The sequence below is a fragment of the Anoxybacillus dikiliensis genome (assembly GCF_050613275.1).
In the GTDB taxonomy this organism is placed as follows: domain Bacteria; phylum Bacillota; class Bacilli; order Bacillales; family Anoxybacillaceae; genus Anoxybacillus.
This window is the reverse complement of the sequence record NZ_CP187112.1, coordinates 1,647,142-1,668,998: the sequence shown is the minus strand read 5'-3', so window position 1 is coordinate 1,668,998 and position 21,857 is coordinate 1,647,142. Positions and strand designations below refer to the sequence as shown.

Genomic DNA, 21,857 nt, shown 5'->3' with positions numbered 1-21,857 from the left:
AAATCGTTTTCATGGCGAATATTGCTAATTTGCATACAAGATGGTATAATTGCGGAGGAGTGAATTCCAATACATAACGTATCAGGGGTGGAGAATTCGTCATGGAAAGAACATTTCTAATGGTCAAACCAGATGGGGTACAACGCGGTGTCATTGGTGACATCGTTGCGCGTTTTGAACGCAAAGGTTTTCAGCTTGTAGGCGCAAAGCTCATGCAAGTATCGCGCGAGCTTGCTGAACAACATTACGCAGAGCATAAAGAGCGCCCATTTTTTGGTGAACTTGTTGAATTTATTACGTCCGGTCCAGTGTTTGCGATGGTATGGGAAGGAGAAAACGTCATCGCTACAGCTCGTCAAATGATGGGGAAAACAAATCCGCAAGAAGCGTTGCCTGGGACGATTCGTGGCGATTTCGGTTTAACGGTCGGAAAAAATATTATTCACGGTTCCGACTCAAAGGAAAGTGCAGCGCGCGAAATTCAACTATTTTTTAAAGAAGAAGAGCTCGTTTCTTACAGCAAGCTTATGAACGAGTGGATATATTAAAAAAATAAAGGTAGGCATATGCCTATCTTTATTTTTTTATTTCTGTTTTTTCACATTTTCGTTATACTGTATTTATGAAAGAAAAGGAAGAGGAGTTTTTTGTATGAGTGATTATCAACAATTTATTGCAAACGTGAAACGAAAAACGGGCATTGATTTAGCTCTGTATAAAGAAGCGCAAATGAAACGGCGCTTAACTTCTCTGTACGAAAAAAAAGGGTTTAAAAATTTTGATGAATTTTTTCGAGCGATGAATCATGATCAAGCGTTGTTCCATGAATTTTTGGATCGCATGACGATTAATGTATCTGAATTTTTCCGCAATGCGAAACGATGGGAAGTGCTTGAAAAAAAGATTATTCCAAAACTTCTTGAAAAAAACAAGCGATTAAAAGTATGGAGCGCTGCCTGCTCGACAGGAGAAGAGCCGTATACGTTAGCCATCATTTTGTCCAAATTTATGCCGCTATCGCAAGTAAGTGTGCTAGCTACTGATATTGATGATAACGCAATGGCTCGGGCGAAGCTCGGCATTTATATGGAACGTTCTCTTCAAGAAGTGCCAGAAGATGTAAAGAAAAAATTTTTTGTCAAAGAAGGATCTCATTACAAAATTATTGATGATATTAAACGAACGGTCACATTTAAAAAACATAATTTGCTTGCCGATCCATTTGATACGAATTTCGACTTAATCGTTTGCCGCAACGTACTCATTTACTTTACAGAAGAAGCAAAGCATGAATTGTATTTGAAATTTAATGGCGCTCTTCGTTCTGGCGGAATATTTTTCGTCGGTAGCACGGAGCAAATTTTTAATCCGGCAGCATACGGTTTTGAAGTGGAAGATACATTTTTTTATCGAAAAATGTAGCCGCGGCCGAACTCGGTCGCTTTCTGTGTAATTAAGGGGTTACGTCTGTAGAAAAAATGTGCTATATTCATACATAATCGCTTTAAAGAGATGAAGGGAGAGAGGAAATTGCGGTACTTAACAGCCGGTGAGTCTCACGGTCCACAACTCACAACAATTATTGAAGGTGTTCCAGCAGGATTGACGCTTTTAGCAGAGCATATTAACGAAGATTTAGCGCGTCGGCAAAAAGGATACGGTCGCGGGCGACGCATGCAAATTGAAAAAGACGAAGTGAAAATTTTAAGCGGAGTGCGACACGGGAAAACGCTCGGTTCTCCGATTACACTTGTCGTGGAAAATCGTGATTGGAAACATTGGACGAACATTATGGGCATTGAACCGTTAGCTGACGATACGGAAGAAGTGAAAAGAAAAGTGACGCGGCCTCGTCCAGGGCATGCAGACTTAAATGGGGCGATGAAATACGGCCACCGCGATATGCGCAATGTGTTAGAGCGCTCTTCTGCGCGTGAAACGACCGTGCGCGTCGCTGCTGGTGCGGTAGCGAAACGAATTTTGTCGGAGCTAGGCATTCGTATCGCAAGCCATGTCGTTGAAATTGGAGGAGTCAAGGCGGAACATACCGCTTATACATCGCTTGAAGAGTTGCAACGCGTGACAGAGCAATCTCCTGTTCGCTGCTTTGATGCAGAAGCGGAAAAAAAGATGATGGCGGCCATTGATGAAGCGAAAGAAAAAGGTGATTCGATCGGTGGAATTGTCGAAGTCATTGTGGAAGGTGTTCCGGTCGGCGTTGGAAGCTACGTCCATTATGATCGCAAGTTAGATGCAAAAATTGCCGCAGCTATTGTAAGCATTAATGCGTTTAAAGGAGTTGAGTTTGGCATCGGCTTTGAAGCGGCACGCCGCTTCGGAAGTGAAGTGCATGACGAAATTATATGGAGCAAAGAAACGGGATATACGCGAAAAACGAATCGACTTGGCGGATTTGAAGGTGGAATGACGACAGGGATGCCAATCGTTGTGCGCGGTGTGATGAAGCCGATTCCGACATTATATAAACCGCTTATGAGTGTCGATATTGAAACGAAAGAACCGTTTGCCGCAAGCATTGAACGTTCAGACAGTTGCGCTGTTCCGGCCGCAAGCGTTGTCGCTGAAGCAGTAGTGGCGTGGGAAATTGCCGCTGCCATTGTCGAACAGTTTGGACAAGATCGCATGGATCTTATTATTCAAAATGTCGAAAACATGCGTCGGTACGCAAAGGAGTTTTAATGATGAAACGCATTCACATCGCTACGCCGTCGAAACGATATGAAGTCGTCATTGGGAATGAATTATTGCACATGATTGATCGGATGATTGATCGCGTTTGCCCGCATGTGACAGCTGTGCTCATCATTACAGATGAAACGGTCGCTTCGCTTTATTTAGCTGATGTGCAACAAGCTCTTCAACAAACATACGATCGCGTGTACGCGCATGTGATTCCAAGCGGAGAAGAGGCGAAGTCGTTTGAACAATTTTATGCTTGTCATACCGCAGCGTTAACAAACCATTTAGATCGTGATTCATTAATTGTTGCCCTCGGCGGAGGGGTCGTTGGAGATTTAGCTGGTTTTGTCGCAGCGACATATATGCGAGGCATTCGGTTTGTTCAAGTGCCGACGACATTGCTCGCACATGATAGTGCTGTGGGCGGAAAGACAGCGATTAACCATCCACTTGGAAAAAATATGATTGGCGCTTTTTATCAGCCTGAACTCGTCATCTATGACATTTCCTTGCTTTATACACTACCAGAACGAGAAATGCGGTCGGGTTTTGCAGAAATTATTAAACACGCTTTAATATACGATCGCGCTTTTTTTGGCTGGTTACAAGCAAATGTACAAAAGTTAGATGATTTACATGGCGAACGATTACAATATGCGATTCAAAAAGGAATTGAAATTAAAGCGGCCGTTGTCTCACAAGATGAGAAAGAGCACGGGGTTCGCGCCCATTTGAACTTCGGTCATACGCTTGGTCATGCGCTAGAAAGCGAGCTCGGGTACGGAGTGATGACGCATGGAGATGCGGTTGCCATCGGTATGTTATTTGCCATTTTTGTTAGTGAACGTTTTTACAACCAACCGCTTTTTTATTCGTCGTTTCGGACGTTATTTCATCATTATGGATTTCCGACTTCGCTTCCATCACACGTATCGCCTGAACGTTTGCTTGAAAAAATGAAAAAAGATAAAAAGGCCAAAGAACAAACGGTGCGCATGGTGTTAATGAAAGAGATCGGCACTGTATGTGTAGAACGGATAAGCGATGAACAATTGTTGCAATGGTTATACGCGTTTGCCGAAGAAGGAGGGGAAACATGTGATTCGAGCGATTCGCGGGGCAACGACTGTGAGCAATAACGACGAACGAGAGATTGTCGACGAAACGAAACGATTGTTAATAGAAATGATCCGCCAAAACGATGTGAACGCAGAAGACGTTGTATCGGTACTCATTTCGATGACCGATGATTTAAACGCCACGTTTCCAGCGAAAGCGTTGCGTCATCTCGATGGATGGACGTATGTTCCAGTGATGTGTATGCGCGAAATTAACGTTCCGCATGCATTACCGAAATGTATTCGTGTCATGATGACTGTACATACGAAGCGAGCGCAGCAAGATATTCATCACGTATATTTACGCGATGCTATCCAGCTTCGGCCGGATCTACAGTTGACAAAAAAGTCAGACATATAATATGATGGTTTATAAGTTAGCTGAGTAGAGTAAGAGTTGAGTAGAGAATGAGTGAGAGCGGAGCAGAGGATCGTTCAGGTACGTATGCCTAAAGACTGCCCGTCTTTAGGCTTTTTGTTTCCTCTTTGTTCCCCCTCATGTTCATTCTCCAAGAAAGGAGAACGATCATGAATATATCTACATTTTTGCAGGCAGCTTCCCAATTTCGGACGATTCCGATTGTGCGTCGTTTTTTCGCTGACACACTTCAACCGATCCAACTTTTTATGGCTTTACGCGATGAGGCAGCCTTTTTGCTTGAAAGTGGAGACGACATGTCGCCTTGGTCCCGCTATTCATTCATCGGCATTCGGCCGTTCATGTCCATCGAAAGCGATGATGGCAAACAATTTTTTGTAAAAGAACAACAAGTGTTAGCGTGCACCGAGACGATTCAAGAGGCGTTTGCTATTATGCAGCAATATCTTCACGTTCAACTGTTATCATTAGACGTCCCGTTTCGCGGGGGAGCTGTTGGTTATATTAGCTACGATTTCATTTCTTCTATTGAAAAAGTTCCTTATCATGCATATAACGATTTACAAATGAAAATCGTCCATTTCGTCGTTTGTGAATCACTTTTTGCGTTTGACCATGTAAAAAAAGAATTGTTGCTTATCCATTATGTGCGTGTACAAGAAACAGATGACGAGGCAAAGCGAGTAGAAAAGTATGAAGCCGCATGTCGAACAATCGATGAGCTGGCGCGCAAAATGGTTCACGGCTGCGATGAACAAGCACATATGATGTTCGATCGAAATATTTCGGTTTCGTTTGATCGTGTTCATTCGAATATGGATCGACAAACGTTTTATGAAGCGGTGGAAAGCATTCAATCATACATTGCAAGCGGAGATGTGTTTCAAACGGTTTTGTCGCAACGATTTGCGATCGAAACGCCCATTGATGGCATTGAGCTATATCGATTATTGCGCCTATTAAACCCATCGCCGTATTTATTTTATTTAACATTCGGTGAAGAACAAATTGTCGGCAGTTCTCCAGAAAAGCTTATCCAAGTACGAAATCGGGAACTTGAGATCGATCCGATCGCTGGCACGCGTCGTCGTGGAAAAGATGAACGGGAAGATCGTGCGCTTATGAATGAGTTGCTTCATGACCCGAAAGAACGAGCGGAACATTATATGCTTGTCGATCTTGCCCGCAATGATATTGGTCGCGTCGCTATGTATGGGACAGTTCGTACACCCCAATTTATGCAAGTAGGGAAGTTTTCGCACGTCATGCATTTAATTTCAAAAGTAACTGGGATTCTTCGCGACGGCGTTCATCCGCTTGATGCGTTGATCGCTGCTTTTCCTGCTGGAACGGTAAGCGGGGCACCGAAAATTCGCGCGATGCAAATTATTCAAGAGTTAGAACCGACGGCACGCAACATATATGCAGGGGCGATTGCATATATCGGCTTTGACGGCAATATTGACTCGTGTATCGCCATTCGGACGGCGGTGTTAAAAAATAAAGTAGCATACGTGCAAGCAGGGGCGGGAGTCGTTGCCGATTCATTGCCTGAACTAGAATGGAAAGAAACGAGAAATAAAGCGAGCGCTTTAATTCATGCTATTCAGCTTGCAGAGCACGTATTTAAAGGGGGAGAACAACGTGTTTGAACAGTTGCTGCATAAATGCGCTAGACGCGAAACGTTGACGGAGCATGAGGCGTATGAAGCGATGCATGCGATGATGAGCGGGGAAGTGGATGAAAAGCAAGTGGCAGCTTTTTTAGCTTTATTACGGTTTCGCGGTGAAACGGTCGATGAGCTCGTCGGTTTTATTCTGGCGATGCGTGAACGAATGAGGACCGTTTCCCTTGGGGAATCGGTGATCGATACGTGTGGCACAGGCGGAGACGGAAAAGGGACGTTTAACATTTCGACAGCCGTCGCTTTGCTTGTTGCTTCGCTCGATGTCGCAGTTGCAAAGCATGGGAATCGGGCAGTTTCATCGAAGAGTGGAAGCGCAAATGTCATTGAACATTTTCACATTCCGATGCCGAAAACGGAAGAAGAAGCACAAAAAGCATTGCGTACACATCGACTCGTCTTTTTATTTGCTCCATTTTATCACGAAGCGATGAAGCACGTTGCCCCTGTTCGCCAAAGTTTAAAAATGCGAACGGTGTTTAATTTACTTGGACCGCTCGTGAATCCGGCTCAACCGAAACGACAAGTGATTGGTGTACATGATGAAAAAGATGCGCGAAAAATGGCGGAAGCGTTGCGGCGAATCGGAACTGAACATGCCGTATTCGTTACAAGTCGCGATGGTTTAGACGAATGTAGCATTGCTGCGGAAACAAAACTCATTGAACTAAAACACGGACATATCATTGAACGCATCATCGCTCCAGAACATGTAGGCTTACCGCGCGGGCGGTTGTCCGACATATGTGTTCATAGTGTAGATGAAAGTGCACAACTCATTGAACGCGTGTTTGCAAACTGCGCGAATGAAAGTGCAACTCATGTTGTTTTACTAAATGCGGGTGTTGCTCTATATGTTTCTGGTGTCGTGTCGAATATTTCAGATGGAGTAAATATGGCAAAACGTGCGATTGAGAACGGCAATGCATATGCGTATTTACAAAGATTAAGAGGTGAACTGTATGCTTGAAACGATTTTGCAAACGAAAAGAGAAGAAGTGGCATCATTACAATTACCAGAGCCGTGCGAACGACTTTCTCATCGCTCGTTTTATGACGCATTAGCAAAGCCCCGTCGCTTTTTAGGGTTAATTGCGGAAGTGAAAAAAGCATCGCCGTCAAAAGGAGTTATTCGACAACATATGGATGTCGTTGACATTGCATGCGCATATGAACAAGCAGGTGCGGATGCTGTGTCTGTATTAACAGATGAACGATATTTTGCTGGTCATCGTTCGTACGTCACGCAGGTGAAAAAACATATTCAAATACCGGTTTTACGTAAAGACTTTATTATTGATCGCAAACAGCTTGTTGAAAGTGTTCGCATTGGTGCAGATGCGATTTTGCTCATCGGCGAAGCGCTCGATCCAAGTTTTTTACACGAATTATATGAAGAAGCGCACGAAATGGGATTGCACTGTTTAGTGGAAGTGCATGCTCCAAACACGGTAGAGGCCATTTTAAAACGGTTCACACCGAAAGTGATCGGCATTAATAACCGCGATTTAATGACGTTTCACACATCGCTTCATGTAACAAAACAAATCGTTCCGCTATTGCCACATTGCATCATTGTTAGTGAAAGCGGCATTCACACATACGATGACGTGCAAACCGTACAACAAGCAGGTGCGCATGCGATGCTCGTTGGCGAGGCGCTCATGCGCAAGCCAGATGTTCATGCGGCTGTTTATGAATTGTTTGGAGAGCGTTGTGTATGACGGCTTTAAAATATTGTGGCAACCGCTCATTGCAAGATGTGCAACTTGTTGCAAAAAGCGAAGCAGACTATATCGGATTCGTGTTTGCTGAAAGTAAGCGGAAGGTCGAACCGCAACGTGTAAAACGGTGGCTATCCGCTGTTCAAATGGAAGCGAAGCAAATTGTTGGCGTCTTCGTTCATCCAACAATCACGTCTGTCGCCTCCGTTCTTGAGCACGTTCCTTTATCGATCATTCAATGTCATGGGATGGAGACGACGCAAACGGTAAAGCAATTAAAAGAAACGTTCCAACTTCCTGTTTGGAAAGTGATTCATCATGCCCCAGAGGCGTGGACATATATGCGCATTTGGAAAGGAATAGCCGACGGTTTTGTTATTGATAGCGGCCGAAAAGGAGCATGGGGTGGAACGGGTATCTCGTTTGATTGGAGTGTTGTACCTTATTACATGGAAGAAGCGAATCGCCAAGGTGTGCCTTGTTTCATCGCAGGGGGAATTACGCCGGATAACGTTGAACGATTGTTGGCGTACGAGCCGTTCGGTATAGACATTAGTAGCGGAATTGAAGAAAATGAGCGGAAAAGTGAGCAAAAAATAAAAACAATCGAACAGAAGGTGAAAATATGTTGACATTACCAAATGAACGCGGTCGTTTTGGCATGTTTGGTGGAAAATTTGTGCCTGAAACATTAATGCGTCCGTTAGCTGACATCGAACAACAACTGCATGAAGCGTTAGCTGATCCTTCGTTTCACGCTGAATATATGCGCCATTTGTATGAATATTCGGGCCGACCGACCGCTTTAACGTTTGCAAAAAACTTGACAGAACGATTAGGCGGGGCGAAAATGTACTTTAAACGTGAAGACTTAAACCATACAGGTGCCCATAAAATTAACAATGCCATTGGGCAGGCGTTGTTAGCGAGACGAATGGGAAAAAGAAAAATTATTGCTGAAACAGGGGCAGGGCAACATGGAGTAGCTGCGGCGACCGTTGCCGCTCGTTTTGGCATGGAATGCAAAGTATTTATGGGCGAAGAAGATGTGAAACGACAAGCATTAAACGTCTTTCGCATGAAATTGCTTGGTGCGCAAGTCATTCCAGTGACAAGTGGCAATCGTACGTTAAAAGATGCGACAAATGAAGCCATTCGTTATTGGGTCGAGCATTGTGATGATCATTTTTACATGATTGGATCTGTCGTTGGACCTCATCCGTATCCAATGATGGTACGCGAATTTCAACGCATTATTGGTGAAGAAGCGCGCGAACAAATGTTAAAAGCAGAAGGAAAACTTCCTCATACAATTATCGCTTGTGTTGGCGGTGGCAGCAATGCGATCGGCATGTTTCATCCATTTTTAGACGATGACGTGGAATGTATTGGTGTTGAAGCGGCTGGAAAAGGTGTGCATACAACGGAACACGCCGCCACAATCACAAAAGGAACAAAAGGCGTCATTCATGGCTCGCTCACATACGTATTGCAAGATGAGCACGGTCAAATTACGGAACCGTATTCGATTTCAGCCGGTTTAGATTATCCCGGTGTCGGACCGGAGCACGCGTATTTAGCTGCAATTGGTCGTGTCCGCTATGAAAGTGTCACAGATGAAGAAGCGATCGCTGCCCTTCAAATGACAGCCGAAATGGAAGGGATCATCCCAGCTATCGAGTCAGCACACGCGCTCGCCAAAGCGTTTCAAATCGCCCCCCTTCGCCCATCGAATGAAATTATTCTCGTTTGTTTATCAGGAAGAGGGGATAAAGATGTGCAGACAGTAATGAATTATTTGGAAGGGGCTGAACAGGAATGAAACATTTTATTCCATTTATCGTGGCGGGCGATCCGTGTGAAGAAGTGACGGTTGATTTAGCGATCGCTCTTGAGCAGACAGGGGCAACGATATTAGAGCTTGGCGTTCCTTATTCTGATCCGCTTGCAGACGGACCGATTATTCAACGAGCAGCGAGTCGGGCGTTGAATAATGGCATGACGTTAACAAAAGCGCTTACTCTCATCGGTCAAATGCGAAAAAAAGGTGTAAAAATTCCGATTATTGTCTTTACGTATTATAATCCTGTGTTACAATTAGGAGAAGAACGCTTTTTTGCTTTAGCGCAACAAAATGGTGCGAGCGGCGTGCTCATTCCTGATTTGCCATTCGAAGAGAGCGAGCATATGAGAACGTTAGGCGAAACGTACGACATCCCTTATATTTCACTTGTCGCTCCAACGTCTGATGAACGCATTGCGATGATTGCATCTAAAGCACAATCGTTTTTATATTGTGTTTCATCATTAGGCGTCACAGGTGTTCGAGACTCGTTGCCGACAAAATTGCACGAATTTTTGCAACAAGTGAAATCATATAGTCGTGTTCCCGTTGTCGTTGGATTTGGCATTTCGACAGCAGAACAAGTGGAGCGACTTTATCATGTATGTGATGGGATCGTCATCGGCAGCGCCATTGTACAAAAAATTGAACAACTTCAAGACGAATTAAACGATGTGCATACGCGTCAAGAGGCGCTTCGCGTTTTTTCGCAATACGTCGCTTCGCTCATTGAACCATTGAAGATGAGGGTGAGAAAAAATGAAAGTGAAACAACAATTACAACAACTAAAACCGTACCAGCCGGGCAAACCGATTGAAGAAGTGAAACGGGAATATGGACTAGAAACGGTTATTAAGCTTGCATCAAATGAAAATCCGTACGGATGTTCACCGCTTGTTCAGCAAGCGATCACTGCCGAGCTTGTTCATTTGGCGTTGTACCCTGACGGATATAGCCGAGCGCTGCGCGAGGCGCTCGCTAAACATGTTGGCGTCAATGAAAAGCAACTCATTTTTGGAAACGGGTCAGATGAAGTTGTTCAAATCATTTGTCGCGCTTTTTTACAAAAAGGAACGAACACGGTGATGGCTACACCAACGTTCCCACAATATCGCCATAACGCGATCATCGAAGGTGCAGAAGTGCGTGAAATTCCGCTTCGAGACGGACATCATCATTTAGAAGCGATGCTTGAAGCGATCGATGACGATACGCGCGTTGTTTGGATTTGTAGCCCAAACAACCCGACAGGTACGTATGTGAATGACGCTTCTTTGCGTGCATTTTTAGAAAAAGTACCTAAACATGTGCTCGTCGTTGTCGATGAGGCGTATTATGAATACGTGCAAGCGGATGACTATCCAAATACCGTTTCTTTGCTTCAACAATATGAAAATATCATGGTTTTACGCACGTTTTCAAAAGCATACGGATTAGCCGCGCTCCGTATCGGATATGGCATTGGACATGAGCATATGTTACAAGCGATGGAGCCAGCACGTGAACCATTTAATACGTCACGTCTTGCGCAAGTCGCTGCATTAGCCGCATTAAACGATCAAACATTTATTCAACAATGTGTCCAAAAAAATAAACAAGGGTTAAACGAATTTTACTCTTTTTGCGATCAACACGGTTTGCACTACTACAAGTCCGAGGGAAATTTTATTTTAATTGATTTTGGCTTTAGCGGTGATGAAGTGTTTACATATTTGCTTCAGCGTGGCATCATCGTTCGCTCCGGATGCGCTCTCGGTTTTCCGACAGCTGTGCGCATCACAATAGGATCGCCAGAACAAAATGAAATCATTATTCATGCTTTAACGAACATGTTGAAAGAAAGAAGGGAGCGTTTTTGCGGGGAAACATTTTAATTGCTGGCTTAGGTTTGATTGGAGGTTCGATCGCGCTTGCGATGAAGCGCGCACATAACGATGCGAAAATTTTTGGATATGATGTGTCGAGCGAATCGTTGCGTTTAGCGCGTTCGCTCGGTGTCATTGATGAAGCGTTGCCGTCGTTTGCCCATGCTGCTTGTGAGGCGGATGTCATCGTGCTTGCTGCACCTGTTGCCCAAACGGAACAATTGCTTCGCGAATTGGACGATCTTCCTTTACGACCACACGTTATCGTTACAGATGTAGGAAGTACGAAAGAGCGTATCGTTAAACAAGCGATGCCGCTATTAGAAAAGGGGATCGCGTTTATCGGCGGACATCCGATGGCCGGTTCACATAAAAGCGGCGTTGCAGCTGCGCGTGCACATTTGTTCGAAAATGCATTTTATATTTTAACGCCAACAAAACATGTGAAAGAAGAAGACGTTACGCGATTAAAACAGTGGCTTGAGGGAACGAAAGCTCACTTTGTTACATTAACACCGAAAGAGCATGACCGAATTGCTGGAGTCATTAGCCATTTTCCGCATATCATTGCAGCAAGCCTCGTTCATCAAGCACAGCAGTACGAACGGGAAGATGAGCTTGTGAGTCGATTAGCGGCAGGTGGTTTTCGTGATATTACGCGTATTGCTTCTAGCAATCCAGAAATGTGGCGCGATATTTTCATACATAATAAAGAGGAATTGCTACATTTGTTTGATCGTTGGATAGAGGAAATGAAAAAAATTCGTATGTACGTTGCGGACGGTGATAGCGAGCGTCTTTATCAATACTTTCATGAAGCGAAACAGTTTCGTGACGGGCTGCCTGTCCGAACGAAAGGGGCTATTCCTTCCTTTTACGATTTATATGTGGATGTACCAGACTATCCGGGGGTTATTTCTGAAATTACAGGTTATTTAGCAAAAGAGCGCATTAGCATTACAAATATTCGCATTATTGAAACGAGAGAAGATATTTACGGTGTGCTTCGTTTAAGTTTTCAAACAGAAGATGATCGGCAACGCGCGAAACATTGCATTGAAGCGAATACGAACTACGAGACGTACGTTGTGTAAAAGAGGGTGAAATTGTGAATTTAAAAACAAATGTCCATGCATTGCGAGGAGAAATTGCTGTTCCAGGTGATAAGTCTATTTCCCACCGTGCCGTGATGTTTGGAGCATTGGCGAATGGAACGACACGGGTGACAAACTTTTTAACTGGGGAAGATTGTTTAAGCACCATCGATTGTTTTCGGAAAATGGGTGTAGCCATTACGCAACAAGGAAATGAAGTGATCATTGAAGGAAAAGGAATTGATGGTTTCAAAGAACCGACACATATATTAAACGTCGGCAACTCAGGGACAACGACACGTTTATTGTTAGGCATTTTAGCTGCTTGTCCGTTCCATGCTTGTTTAATTGGGGATGATTCGATCGCTAAACGGCCGATGGATCGTGTCACAAAACCGTTAAAACAAATGGGAGCACACATCGATGGAAGGGAACAAGGACGATACACACCGTTAGCGATTCGTGGTGGACAACTCCAGCCAATCACATATCATTCCCCAGTTGCAAGCGCGCAAGTGAAATCGGCCATTTTGCTTGCAGGGTTACATGCGGACGGAACGACGACAGTCATCGAACCACATCAGTCGCGCGATCATACCGAGCGAATGTTGCGTGCATTTGGTGCAGATGTGCGCGTGGATGGATTGAGCGTTTCTATTACAGGACGGCAGACGCTTCGCGCGATCGATATAGAAGTGCCAGGGGATATTTCTTCAGCCGCTTTCTTTTTAGTCGCGGGCGCGATCGTTCCAAACAGCGAAATTACGCTAAAGCATGTCGGAATAAACCCGACGCGCACAGGTATTATTGATGTGTTGAAAGACATGGGAGCAGACGTTTCCATCGAAAATGTTCGCCACGAAGAAAGTGAACCGGTAGCTGACATTACTGTTCGCACATCGACGTTAAAGGCAACCCGTATTGGTGGTGACATCATTCCGCGATTAATTGACGAAATCCCTATCATTGCTCTTTTAGCGACGCAAGCAGAGGGAACGACAGTCATTACAGATGCGAGCGAGTTAAGAGTAAAAGAAACAGATCGCATTGCGACGGTCGTGTCCGAATTGCGCAAACTTGGTGCTCATATCGAGGCGACGGAAGACGGAATGATTATTCATGGGAAAACGCCGCTGCATGCGAGCGATGTTCTTGTCGATAGTTATGGCGACCATCGCATCGGCATGATGTTAGCGATCGCATCGTGCATCACAAAAGGACATGTCACTCTTCAACGTCCGGAAGCGATTGCGGTGTCATATCCGATGTTTTTTGACCATCTCCGCATGCTACAAAGCTGATTCGATCACGGATCAGCTTCTTTTTTTGCATGCTTATTTGTTCGATGGTATGATAAAGCGTGACGATATGAATGATAAGGGTGAGATTGATGGGAAAACTAGATGAAATCGTGCAACTCGTTGAACAAGGTGACGTTGAACGTGCGTTAGCGCTTGCGGAGGAAGTGAAACAAAACGGAAGCGATGAAGAGCGATATATGTTAGCCGATCGATTGTTTGCGTGGGGGTTGTTAGAAGAAGCGGAAGCGCTCGTTCATATGTTGCTTACACGTTACCAAGACGAACGTGAATTGCAACTGTTTTTAGCAGAAATATATACAGAAATGGATAAAGAGGAAGAAGCGCTTGAGTTGTTGATTGATATAGAAGAAGACGATCCGTATTACGTGCGCGCATGCTTGTTAATGGCAGATCTTTATCAAATGCAAGGGTTGGATGAAGTAAGTGAGCAAAAACTATTAAAAGCGTACGAAAAAATGCCTGATGAACCACTTGTTCAATTTGCGCTAGCTGAGCTATATTTTACGACCGGTCAATATCAAAAAAGCTTGCCATATTATGAGCAAGTTATGAAGCAAGCAAAAACGATAGCAGGTACAGTGATCGCCCAGCGCATCGCGGAAGCATATAGCTTGCTCGGTGAGTTTGAACAAGCGATGGTTTATTATGAACAAGCATTAAATGAACGTTTCGATGCTCACACATTATTTCAATACGGATTTACGGCATATCAAGCGGAAGCATATAAAACAGCAATTGCCAAACTAAGTGAGTTAAAGGCGCTTGATCGCGAATACGTGCCGCTTTATTTATTTTTAGCAAAATCGTATGAACAAGAAGGAAATATACAACAAAGTTACGAAATAGCAAAAGAAGGGTTAACGATTGATGAATGGAATAAAGAACTGCTTGTATATGCTGGAAAAATTGCATTGAAGCTTGGGAAGCGAGAAGAAGCGATCGGATATATCGAACAAGCGCTTCATATCGATCCAGGCTATTTAGAAGCGTTGTTCATACAGACAAGCCTGCTGTTTCACGAAGAAAGGTACGAAGATGTCGTCCGTATCATTCAACAAGCAATTGATCAAGGTGAATACGATCCGCAATTTGAGTGGGAGCTTGCTAAGGCGAAACAAAAGCTTGAGATATATGATCAGGCATTAAACCATTATGAAGAGGCATATACTTTTTTTAAAGAAGATCCAAACTTTTTATATGATTTTGGCTATTTTTTATTTGAGGAGGGGAGAAGAGATAGGGCGAAGGCTATATTTGAACAACTATTGCGTATCGATCCGACAAACGAAGAGATTGCCCATATGATGTTGCAATTTGAATGAAGATGTCATTCGGATGCAAGGGGGGAAGGGAATGGTTTCTGTTCGGGAGAAAAAAGAGTTTGTTCGCTGGTTTTTGAACAATTATCAATTGAAGCGGCGTGAATGTGTTTGGATTTTAAACTATTTACTTAGCCATGATGCACTGATGGAAAAGGTGCACTTTGTAGAACATGCTGAATATTGTCCGCGTGGCATGATGATGTCCACTCATTGCGTTGATGATGTGCCATTTCGGTTTTATAAGCAAAATGTCGTCACGACGGATGCGGAAAAATCATTTCATGATATTCGTTTAAATCGTGACGAGGATATTTACATTCAGCTCAATTTTCGCGGGGCATTTCATTCACCGCAGTACGTAGCGGTGCTCGAGGAAAATCCGTATATGCCAAAGAAAACGAATAAGCAAGACGAGCAAGTTGCTGAGCATGTACTAGCCGAGGCCATTCATCGCTTTCAACGACAAAAAATTATGCGCCTGATCGATGATGCTCTCGACCGTCAAGATGAAAAAAGGTTTCGTGAGCTGACGGAGCGGCTAAAAACGTTGCGATAACTTTCCTGTTTCGCAACGTTTTCTCGTTTTTATACAAATGTCACAAAATGTTCAAAAAAATACATATGCATTTCGTGTAAGATGGAAACATAAGGAGTGATTTCAATGAAATGGACAGCAAAAGATGTGGACATGTATGAGCAAGCAAAAGAGTATGTTGATACAGCGCTCGTTCCGTGCATACCGATTAGTGTCACAAACATGAAAGCGTTTGCTGAAATGAGCGAGCATACGTTGCTCATTGCAAATGATGTAGAGCGCCAATTTAAAGGGAGGGTGATGCTATTTCCACCGCTAACATACTTTGTACACGAACAAGTGCAATCGCGTGTACTTGAATGGACAAACATGCTTAAAACATTAGGCTTTCAACACATATGTTTTCTTACGTCACACGCCGATGTTGCGGACGAGACGTTCGTTTACGTTCCAGCGCTTCCGCTTGAACATGTCGATGAATCATATAAGCAAAAAGTTGTTCGTCAACAAGTTGAACAAGTGATGGATGCGTTAGTGACAAAATGGACGTTAAAAAATTAGATAGCGTTTACACTATCATTATATTGACCTTGGTGAAAACATGATATATCATTAGGTTGTCCTAGTTTTATATATGTGTTATAACAATTCGTCCGGATGGACTTAACTTCGCATAGAGGGGGGAAAACGATGAGCGAGAAAAAGCATCGCGTGTCAAGACGGCAATTTTTAAACTACACGTTAACAGGTGTAGGCGGATTTATGGCGGCTGGCATTTTATCGCCGATGGTGCGCTTCGCCTTAGATCCGATCTTGAAAGAAGAAGCTGGGCAAGATATGGTTGCCGTTGCGCAAGTGAAAGACATTACAACAGAGCCACAGCGCTTTGACTTTAAAGTAAAAGTAAAAGACGCGTGGTACGAATCAGAAGAGCCAAGATCAGCTTGGGTATTTAAAGATGAAAAAGGGGATATCGTTGCGCTATCGCCAATTTGTAAACATCTTGGCTGTACGGTGAACTGGAACGGCGAAAAAAGCAATCCGAACCGTTTCTTCTGTCCTTGTCACTACGGTTTATATGAAAAGGACGGAACGAACGTGCCAAACACGCCACCACCAGCTCCATTAGACCGTTACGAATACGAAGTAAAAGATGGCACGTTGTATTTAGGGAAAGCGAAACCACGAGGGGAGGCGTAATACATGCTTAATAAGATTTACGATTGGGTTGACGAGCGGCTAGATATTACGCCTTTGTGGCGCGATATCGCAGACCATGAAGTGCCAGAGCACGTAAACCCTGCGCATCACTTTTCTGCGTTTGTTTACTGCTTTGGTGGATTAACATTTTTCGTGACAGTCATCCAAATTTTATCTGGTATGTTTTTAACGATGTATTACGTACCAGATATTAAAAACGCTTGGGAATCTGTTTATTACTTACAAAACGAAGTAGCCTTTGGACAAATTGTGCGCGGCATGCATCACTGGGGAGCCAGTCTCGTCATCGTGATGATGTTTTTACATACGTTGCGCGTATTTTTCCAAGGTGCCTACAAAAAGCCACGTGAATTAAACTGGATCGTTGGCGTACTTATTTTTATGGTCATGATGGGTCTTGGTTTCACAGGCTACTTATTACCTTGGGATATGAAAGCGCTCTTTGCGACAAAAGTAGGATTGCAAATTGCTGAAGCGACACCAGTAATCGGTCCAGCGATTAAAACGTTATTAGCAGGCCATCACGAAATCGTTGGGGCACAAACGTTAACGCGCTTCTTTGCGATTCACGTCTTCTTCTTGCCTGGAGCGTTATTAGGATTAATGGCTGCACACTTCTTAATGATTCGGAAACAAGGAATTTCTGGTCCACTGTAAAATTTAGCATAAGGGAGGGAACGCTATGCATCGCGGAAAAGGGATGAAATTTGTCGGCGACTCACGCGTACCGGCTGTGCGCAAGCCGAACATTCCGAAAGACTATTCCGAATATCCGGGGAAAACGGAAGCGTTTTGGCCGAACTTTTTATTAAAAGAATGGATGGTCGGCTCCGTCTTTTTAATCGGGTTTTTATGTTTAACCGTTGCGCATCCGTCGCCGCTTGAGCGAATTGCGGATCCGACAGATACGAGTTATATTCCGCTTCCAGACTGGTACTTCTTATTCTTATACCAACTATTGAAGTACTCATTTGCATCTGGTCCATATACAGTTGTTGGAGCGATTATTATTCCTGGGCTTGCATTTGGTGCGCTATTGCTTGCGCCGTTTTTAGATCGTGGTCCAGAACGTCGTCCATCGAAGCGTCCAGTTGCTGTCGGGATGATGTTGCTTACGCTTGCTGCAATCATTTTCTTAACATGGGAGTCTGTCGTCACGCACGACTGGGAAGCAGCGGCTGAGCAAGGAAAAATTCGTGCGGAAGTAGACATTGACAAAAATGCAGAAGGATATAAAATTTTAGAAGCAAATACATGTTTAACATGTCACGGTGAAAACTTGCAAGGAGGTCCAGCGGCACCATCGCTCGTTGGCACAGGCTTATCCGCTGAAGAAATTGCGAACATTGCGAAAAACGGTCAAGGTGGCATGCCAGGCGGTATTTTCAAAGGTACAGATGAAGAATTGCAAAAACTTGCAGAGTTTGTAGCCGGTTTAAAAGCAGAATAATTTGTAAAAGCTGACTGAACATCAGTCAGCTTTTTTGTACATGTGGAGGGAAAATAATGGTATACATACGTGAATGGTTGATGCACCGCTCGTTTCTTACATTACTGCTCATTGTCAATATGATCGGTACGATTTACGGGTATATATGGTACGGACCACAATTGTCGGAAACGCCCACCATCTTTCTTCCGTTTGTCCCAGATAGTCCGACAGCGAGCTTATTTTTCGTATTTGTTTTAATAGCATGGCTACGTCATACACATTGGCCGCTGATGGAAGCGCTAGCGGTTGTTACGCTTGTGAAATATGGCATTTGGGCGGTTGTGATGAATATGCTTGTATTTGTTGTGACAGGACAGCTCGGTTGGGCGGGATGGATGCTCGTTATATCGCACGGGGCGATGGCGGTACAAGCATTGTTGTACGCGCCACATTATCGGATGTCGTTCGTTCATGTTGTTGTCGCAGCGATTTGGACATTACATAACGACGTCATCGATTACGTGTTTGGCATGATGCCACAATATCACATGTTAGCGCAATATACGTTACAAATTGGCTATTTTACGTTTTGGCTAAGCATCGTTTCGATTGCTGTGGCTTACCTTTTTTCACTTCGGCGATAAATCATGGTCTATGTCTCTTTTTGCGGTCATATATTCAATAGTAAGATCGTAAGGAGGGACAAGGAGATGCGCATTCGACTCGTCGTGATGTTTATCGTCATTTATTTATTTCCGTATACAGTATATGCAACCGGTCATGAATGGGACAAACTTGATCAAATTTCTGACGAAGCGCTTCAGCTAGCAAAAAATGACCGCTTGCAAGAAGCAAAGCAGTTATTGGAATACTTTGAACAACAATTCACTTTATTTCGTGAAGATATTCATTCGATGGATATCATATATGTGTTAACTGCTACACACGAAGAAGCGTTGAAAGCGGTCACGGCATCGAGTGTACCGATGGAGCAACGAATTAACCAGTTGATGCAATTTCGGCTTGCGGTGGATGCTGTTCACGCCAAACATCAACCGCTTTGGAAAGAGATGAAAAACGCTGTCATGTCCGCGTTTGACAAGATGAAGCAAGCGATGGAGCAAGAAGACGAACAATCGTTTCAACAGGCGTTTCATCAATTTTTACAACGGTATCAACTTATTGAACCGAGCGTGAAAATTAACGCGGATCGTGAACAAGTACAACGTGTATCTGCACATATTTCCCTTTTGGAAGCACCCGCTTTTCGTCAACTGCATGCAACGGAGCGAATGAAAGAGTTACGCCAAATGGAAGAAGATTTGCAAGCTTTGTTTGCGGATGGGAAAAAAGAAACGGCACTCCCTTCACTTTGGTGGGTGATGACGTCGATCGGTGGCATGATCGTTATGACGTTAACGTATGTAGGGTGGCGGAAATACCGCGGTGAAAAAGAACGAAAAATGGTAAGGGATAAACAATAAAAGCGTCCAACGTCGGACGCTTTTATTCATGTAGCGGTTGTTTATTTTCATCTAACGTAAATCCTTCTCCATGCACATCATGCACGTCGCTAATTGCAACGAATGCATATGGATCGACGGACGTAATAATTGATTTTAAACGCGATAATTCGTTTTTTGCTACAACGCAATATAAAACATCGCGCTCGCGTTTTGTGTAAGAGCCGATTCCTTTTAAAATCGTAACCCCTCGTTCCATTTCTGTCATAATTTTTTCGGAAATTAAATCGCTTTTTTCGGAAATAATCGTTGCCCCTTTTGCTGCGTATGCCCCTTCTTGCAAAAAGTCGATGACGCGCGCACCGACAAACACCGCAACGAGCGTATACATTCCTTCACGATAAGGTAAATACGTAAGCAACGAGAGAAAAATGACGCACGAGTCAAATAGAAACATCGTTTTTCCCATACTAATGCCTTTATATTTATAAACGAGCCGAGCAATAATATCGACACCGCCTGTTGTTCCTCCATAGCGGAAAATAATTCCGAGACCGACTCCGATAAACACCCCTGCAAACAACGCAGCTAACGTGAGATCGTTATTTAACGGAATGTGAAATCCGTATCGTTGAAAAATCCAAAGAAAGACAGACAAACTAACCGTTCCGAGAATCGTATAAAAAAACGTCGTTCGTCCGAGCAATTTCCAACCGATAAAAAAGAGAGGAATATTCAATACTAAGTTCGAAATGGAAGGATCGATTCCAAACAAAAAGTATAGGAGAAGGGTAATCCCTGTAAATCCGCCTTCCGCTAATTTATTTTCCATATTGAAATGGACAAGTCCAAACGCAAAAATAGCCGATCCTAGTAAAATAAATGCTACATTTTTTAGCTTCATCGACTTCACCCCTTGAATATGACTGCGTTTTTTATTATAGAGGAATGTCAGCATACCCGTCAAAAACATTTGTCAAATGTCCCACTTTTGGCTAACATGAATGTAAGAGGTGATAGCAATGGAGAAAACGGTGCGGCAACTACAACAAGAAGTCGATGAATACATCGGACAGTTTAAAGAAGGGTATTTTAGTCCGCTGGCGATGCTCGCTCGTTTAACAGAAGAATTGGGTGAGCTCGCTCGTGAAGTCAACCATTACTATGGAGAAAAACCAAAAAAGAAAACGGAACAAGAAAAAACGATTCAAGAAGAACTAGGGGATTTGTTGTTTGTACTTATATGTATGGCCAATTCATTACATATCGATTTACAAGAGGCGCATGATGCGGTCATGCATAAATTTCAAACGCGGGATCGCGATCGTTGGACAAGAAAGGAAGAGGAACGATGATTCGAATTGTCATTGCTGGACCACGTGGACGAATGGGACGAGAAGCTGTTTCTCTCGTTCATCATACAGAACATTTTCAACTCGTGGCAGTTGTAGATCGAATGAATGAAGGAAAAACGTTAGCGGAGCTTGACGGCTTTCCTGCTATTGATGCGCCGATTTTTACCGATTTAGAACGTTGCTTGCAAACGGTGCAAGCGGATGTAGTGATCGACTTAACGACGCCAGAAGTCGGAAAACGTCATACAGAAATCGCATTGCGCTATGGTGTTCGGCCTGTTGTTGGTACGACGGGATTTACAGAAGAGGATATCGCACGGTTAACACAAGTCGCTGAAGAGAAAAAAATAGGTGCAATCATTGCGCCAAACTTTGCGATTGGTGCAATTTTAATGATGAAATTTGCACAAATGGCGGCCAAATATTTTCCTCACGTAGAAATCATTGAACTTCATCACGATCAAAAGCTTGATGCCCCATCAGGGACAGCGTTAAAAACGGCTCAGCTCATTCAACAAGTGCGTTCTTCATTCATGCAAGGGCATCCAGCTGAGAAAGAAACGATTGAAGGTGCTCGAGGTGCACTATATGACGGGATGCGCATTCATAGCGTTCGCTTGCCGGGACTTGTGGCGCATCAAGAAGTTATTTTTGGTGGCGATGGACAAACGCTTACGATTCGTCACGATTCGTTTAATCGCGCATCGTTTATGTCGGGCGTCCGCTTTGCTGTCGAAACAGTCATGAAGCTAGAAACGCTCGTATATGGATTAGAGCATTTAATTGAATAGGGAGGCG

The 21,857-nt window shown here is 43.7% G+C and carries 25 protein-coding genes; 24 read left to right on the top strand and 1 reads right to left on the bottom strand.

Translation table 11 applies throughout. The features are described 5' to 3' along the window. The first annotated feature begins 101 nt into the window (after positions 1-101). The 22 genes from ndk (at position 102) to ypjB (ending at position 19,725) form a co-directional block, all read left to right on the top strand. Complete coding sequence (gene ndk, locus ACPF7I_RS08745) at positions 102-548, top strand: nucleoside-diphosphate kinase (protein WP_009373682.1); 447 nt, start codon at positions 102-104, stop codon at positions 546-548. A gap of 103 nt (positions 549-651) precedes the next feature. After that, positions 652-1,422, top strand: a complete 771-nt coding sequence (locus tag ACPF7I_RS08740; RefSeq protein WP_430743822.1) for a CheR family methyltransferase — start codon at positions 652-654, stop codon at positions 1,420-1,422. Between the two features lie 108 nt (positions 1,423-1,530). Then, entirely contained in the window at positions 1,531-2,700 is a 1,170-nt protein-coding gene (gene aroC, locus ACPF7I_RS08735; protein WP_430743824.1) for a chorismate synthase, read from the top strand. Continuing rightward, positions 2,700-3,839, top strand: a complete 1,140-nt coding sequence (aroB, locus tag ACPF7I_RS08730) for a 3-dehydroquinate synthase (RefSeq protein ID WP_430743826.1) — start codon at positions 2,700-2,702, stop codon at positions 3,837-3,839. Before aroC ends, aroB begins: the two co-directional genes overlap by 1 nt. After that, entirely contained in the window at positions 3,799-4,179 is a 381-nt protein-coding gene (aroH, locus tag ACPF7I_RS08725; protein WP_021095008.1) for a chorismate mutase, read from the top strand. Before aroB ends, aroH begins: the two co-directional genes overlap by 41 nt. A gap of 167 nt (positions 4,180-4,346) precedes the next feature. Further along, positions 4,347-5,849, top strand: coding sequence for an anthranilate synthase component I (gene trpE, locus ACPF7I_RS08720; protein WP_430743828.1), 1,503 nt, complete (start codon positions 4,347-4,349; stop codon positions 5,847-5,849). Then, complete coding sequence (gene trpD / locus ACPF7I_RS08715; protein WP_430743830.1) at positions 5,842-6,852, top strand: anthranilate phosphoribosyltransferase; 1,011 nt, start codon at positions 5,842-5,844, stop codon at positions 6,850-6,852. The genes trpE and trpD overlap by 8 nt, the downstream gene beginning before the upstream one ends. Further along, entirely contained in the window at positions 6,845-7,606 is a 762-nt protein-coding gene (gene trpC, locus ACPF7I_RS08710) for an indole-3-glycerol phosphate synthase TrpC (protein ID WP_430743831.1), read from the top strand. The genes trpD and trpC overlap by 8 nt, the downstream gene beginning before the upstream one ends. Next, the gene (locus ACPF7I_RS08705) at positions 7,603-8,238 is read left to right on the top strand and encodes a phosphoribosylanthranilate isomerase (RefSeq protein ID WP_430743832.1); all 636 of its coding nucleotides are present in this window, start codon (positions 7,603-7,605) and stop codon (positions 8,236-8,238) included. Before trpC ends, ACPF7I_RS08705 begins: the two co-directional genes overlap by 4 nt. Beyond that, entirely contained in the window at positions 8,232-9,428 is a 1,197-nt protein-coding gene (gene trpB, locus ACPF7I_RS08700) for a tryptophan synthase subunit beta (RefSeq protein ID WP_430743834.1), read from the top strand. Before ACPF7I_RS08705 ends, trpB begins: the two co-directional genes overlap by 7 nt. Then, the gene (gene trpA, locus ACPF7I_RS08695; protein WP_430743836.1) at positions 9,425-10,267 is read left to right on the top strand and encodes a tryptophan synthase subunit alpha; all 843 of its coding nucleotides are present in this window, start codon (positions 9,425-9,427) and stop codon (positions 10,265-10,267) included. The genes trpB and trpA overlap by 4 nt, the downstream gene beginning before the upstream one ends. Next, entirely contained in the window at positions 10,209-11,324 is a 1,116-nt protein-coding gene (hisC, locus tag ACPF7I_RS08690; RefSeq protein ID WP_430743837.1) for a histidinol-phosphate transaminase, read from the top strand. Before trpA ends, hisC begins: the two co-directional genes overlap by 59 nt. Continuing rightward, the gene (locus ACPF7I_RS08685; RefSeq protein ID WP_430743839.1) at positions 11,306-12,409 is read left to right on the top strand and encodes a prephenate dehydrogenase; all 1,104 of its coding nucleotides are present in this window, start codon (positions 11,306-11,308) and stop codon (positions 12,407-12,409) included. The genes hisC and ACPF7I_RS08685 overlap by 19 nt, the downstream gene beginning before the upstream one ends. A 14-nt stretch (positions 12,410-12,423) precedes the next feature. After that, positions 12,424-13,710: a 3-phosphoshikimate 1-carboxyvinyltransferase gene (aroA, locus tag ACPF7I_RS08680; RefSeq protein WP_430743841.1), complete on the top strand. Its 1,287-nt coding sequence runs from the start codon at positions 12,424-12,426 to the stop codon at positions 13,708-13,710. A gap of 89 nt (positions 13,711-13,799) precedes the next feature. Further along, a complete protein-coding gene (locus ACPF7I_RS08675) occupies positions 13,800-15,053 on the top strand; it encodes a tetratricopeptide repeat protein (protein WP_430743843.1) in 1,254 nt (417 codons plus the stop codon). Between the two features lie 31 nt (positions 15,054-15,084). Continuing rightward, entirely contained in the window at positions 15,085-15,609 is a 525-nt protein-coding gene (locus ACPF7I_RS08670; RefSeq protein WP_297990745.1) for a ReoY family proteolytic degradation factor, read from the top strand. A 105-nt stretch (positions 15,610-15,714) separates the two neighbouring features. Beyond that, positions 15,715-16,149, top strand: coding sequence for a YpiF family protein (locus ACPF7I_RS08665; RefSeq protein ID WP_430743845.1), 435 nt, complete (start codon positions 15,715-15,717; stop codon positions 16,147-16,149). 129 nt (positions 16,150-16,278) lie between these two features. Continuing rightward, a complete protein-coding gene (locus ACPF7I_RS08660; protein WP_009373661.1) occupies positions 16,279-16,788 on the top strand; it encodes a ubiquinol-cytochrome c reductase iron-sulfur subunit in 510 nt (169 codons plus the stop codon). A gap of 3 nt (positions 16,789-16,791) precedes the next feature. Then, a complete protein-coding gene (gene qcrB, locus ACPF7I_RS08655; RefSeq protein WP_006319468.1) occupies positions 16,792-17,466 on the top strand; it encodes a menaquinol-cytochrome c reductase cytochrome b subunit in 675 nt (224 codons plus the stop codon). A gap of 25 nt (positions 17,467-17,491) precedes the next feature. Continuing rightward, entirely contained in the window at positions 17,492-18,259 is a 768-nt protein-coding gene (locus ACPF7I_RS08650; protein ID WP_430743847.1) for a c-type cytochrome, read from the top strand. Positions 18,260-18,315: 56 nt separating this feature from the next. Beyond that, complete coding sequence (locus tag ACPF7I_RS08645) at positions 18,316-18,885, top strand: DUF1405 domain-containing protein (protein WP_430743849.1); 570 nt, start codon at positions 18,316-18,318, stop codon at positions 18,883-18,885. 66 nt (positions 18,886-18,951) lie between these two features. After that, the gene (gene ypjB, locus ACPF7I_RS08640) at positions 18,952-19,725 is read left to right on the top strand and encodes a sporulation protein YpjB (protein WP_430743850.1); all 774 of its coding nucleotides are present in this window, start codon (positions 18,952-18,954) and stop codon (positions 19,723-19,725) included. Between the two features lie 22 nt (positions 19,726-19,747). On the opposite strand, the gene ACPF7I_RS08635 is transcribed toward ypjB, so the two are convergent. Beyond that, positions 19,748-20,608 carry a YitT family protein gene (locus tag ACPF7I_RS08635; protein ID WP_043967462.1) on the bottom strand — a complete coding sequence of 287 codons (861 nt, stop codon included), beginning with the start codon at positions 20,606-20,608 and terminating at the stop codon, positions 19,748-19,750. Between the two features lie 118 nt (positions 20,609-20,726). Between ACPF7I_RS08635 and ACPF7I_RS08630 the strand changes: the two genes are divergently transcribed. Then, the gene (locus ACPF7I_RS08630; RefSeq protein ID WP_035049587.1) at positions 20,727-21,059 is read left to right on the top strand and encodes a nucleotide pyrophosphohydrolase; all 333 of its coding nucleotides are present in this window, start codon (positions 20,727-20,729) and stop codon (positions 21,057-21,059) included. Continuing rightward, positions 21,056-21,850: a 4-hydroxy-tetrahydrodipicolinate reductase gene (dapB, locus tag ACPF7I_RS08625; RefSeq protein ID WP_430743852.1), complete on the top strand. Its 795-nt coding sequence runs from the start codon at positions 21,056-21,058 to the stop codon at positions 21,848-21,850. Before ACPF7I_RS08630 ends, dapB begins: the two co-directional genes overlap by 4 nt. Positions 21,851-21,857: the final 7 nt, after the last annotated feature.

Coding starts and splice junctions, on each gene's coding strand:
- ndk (WP_009373682.1), top strand. CDS start 102: ATGGAAAGAACATTTCTAATGGTCAAACCAGATGGGGTACAACGCGGT.
- ACPF7I_RS08740 (WP_430743822.1), top strand. CDS start 652: ATGAGTGATTATCAACAATTTATTGCAAACGTGAAACGAAAAACGGGC.
- aroB (WP_430743826.1), top strand. CDS start 2,700: ATGATGAAACGCATTCACATCGCTACGCCGTCGAAACGATATGAAGTC.
- trpE (WP_430743828.1), top strand. CDS start 4,347: ATGAATATATCTACATTTTTGCAGGCAGCTTCCCAATTTCGGACGATT.
- trpC (WP_430743831.1), top strand. CDS start 6,845: ATGCTTGAAACGATTTTGCAAACGAAAAGAGAAGAAGTGGCATCATTA.
- ACPF7I_RS08705 (WP_430743832.1), top strand. CDS start 7,603: ATGACGGCTTTAAAATATTGTGGCAACCGCTCATTGCAAGATGTGCAA.
- trpB (WP_430743834.1), top strand. CDS start 8,232: ATGTTGACATTACCAAATGAACGCGGTCGTTTTGGCATGTTTGGTGGA.
- trpA (WP_430743836.1), top strand. CDS start 9,425: ATGAAACATTTTATTCCATTTATCGTGGCGGGCGATCCGTGTGAAGAA.
- hisC (WP_430743837.1), top strand. CDS start 10,209: ATGAAAGTGAAACAACAATTACAACAACTAAAACCGTACCAGCCGGGC.
- ACPF7I_RS08675 (WP_430743843.1), top strand. CDS start 13,800: ATGGGAAAACTAGATGAAATCGTGCAACTCGTTGAACAAGGTGACGTT.
- ACPF7I_RS08670 (WP_297990745.1), top strand. CDS start 15,085: ATGGTTTCTGTTCGGGAGAAAAAAGAGTTTGTTCGCTGGTTTTTGAAC.
- ACPF7I_RS08665 (WP_430743845.1), top strand. CDS start 15,715: ATGAAATGGACAGCAAAAGATGTGGACATGTATGAGCAAGCAAAAGAG.
- ACPF7I_RS08660 (WP_009373661.1), top strand. CDS start 16,279: ATGAGCGAGAAAAAGCATCGCGTGTCAAGACGGCAATTTTTAAACTAC.
- qcrB (WP_006319468.1), top strand. CDS start 16,792: ATGCTTAATAAGATTTACGATTGGGTTGACGAGCGGCTAGATATTACG.
- ACPF7I_RS08650 (WP_430743847.1), top strand. CDS start 17,492: ATGCATCGCGGAAAAGGGATGAAATTTGTCGGCGACTCACGCGTACCG.
- ACPF7I_RS08645 (WP_430743849.1), top strand. CDS start 18,316: ATGGTATACATACGTGAATGGTTGATGCACCGCTCGTTTCTTACATTA.
- ypjB (WP_430743850.1), top strand. CDS start 18,952: ATGCGCATTCGACTCGTCGTGATGTTTATCGTCATTTATTTATTTCCG.
- ACPF7I_RS08635 (WP_043967462.1), bottom strand. CDS start 20,608: ATGAAGCTAAAAAATGTAGCATTTATTTTACTAGGATCGGCTATTTTT.
- ACPF7I_RS08630 (WP_035049587.1), top strand. CDS start 20,727: ATGGAGAAAACGGTGCGGCAACTACAACAAGAAGTCGATGAATACATC.
- dapB (WP_430743852.1), top strand. CDS start 21,056: ATGATTCGAATTGTCATTGCTGGACCACGTGGACGAATGGGACGAGAA.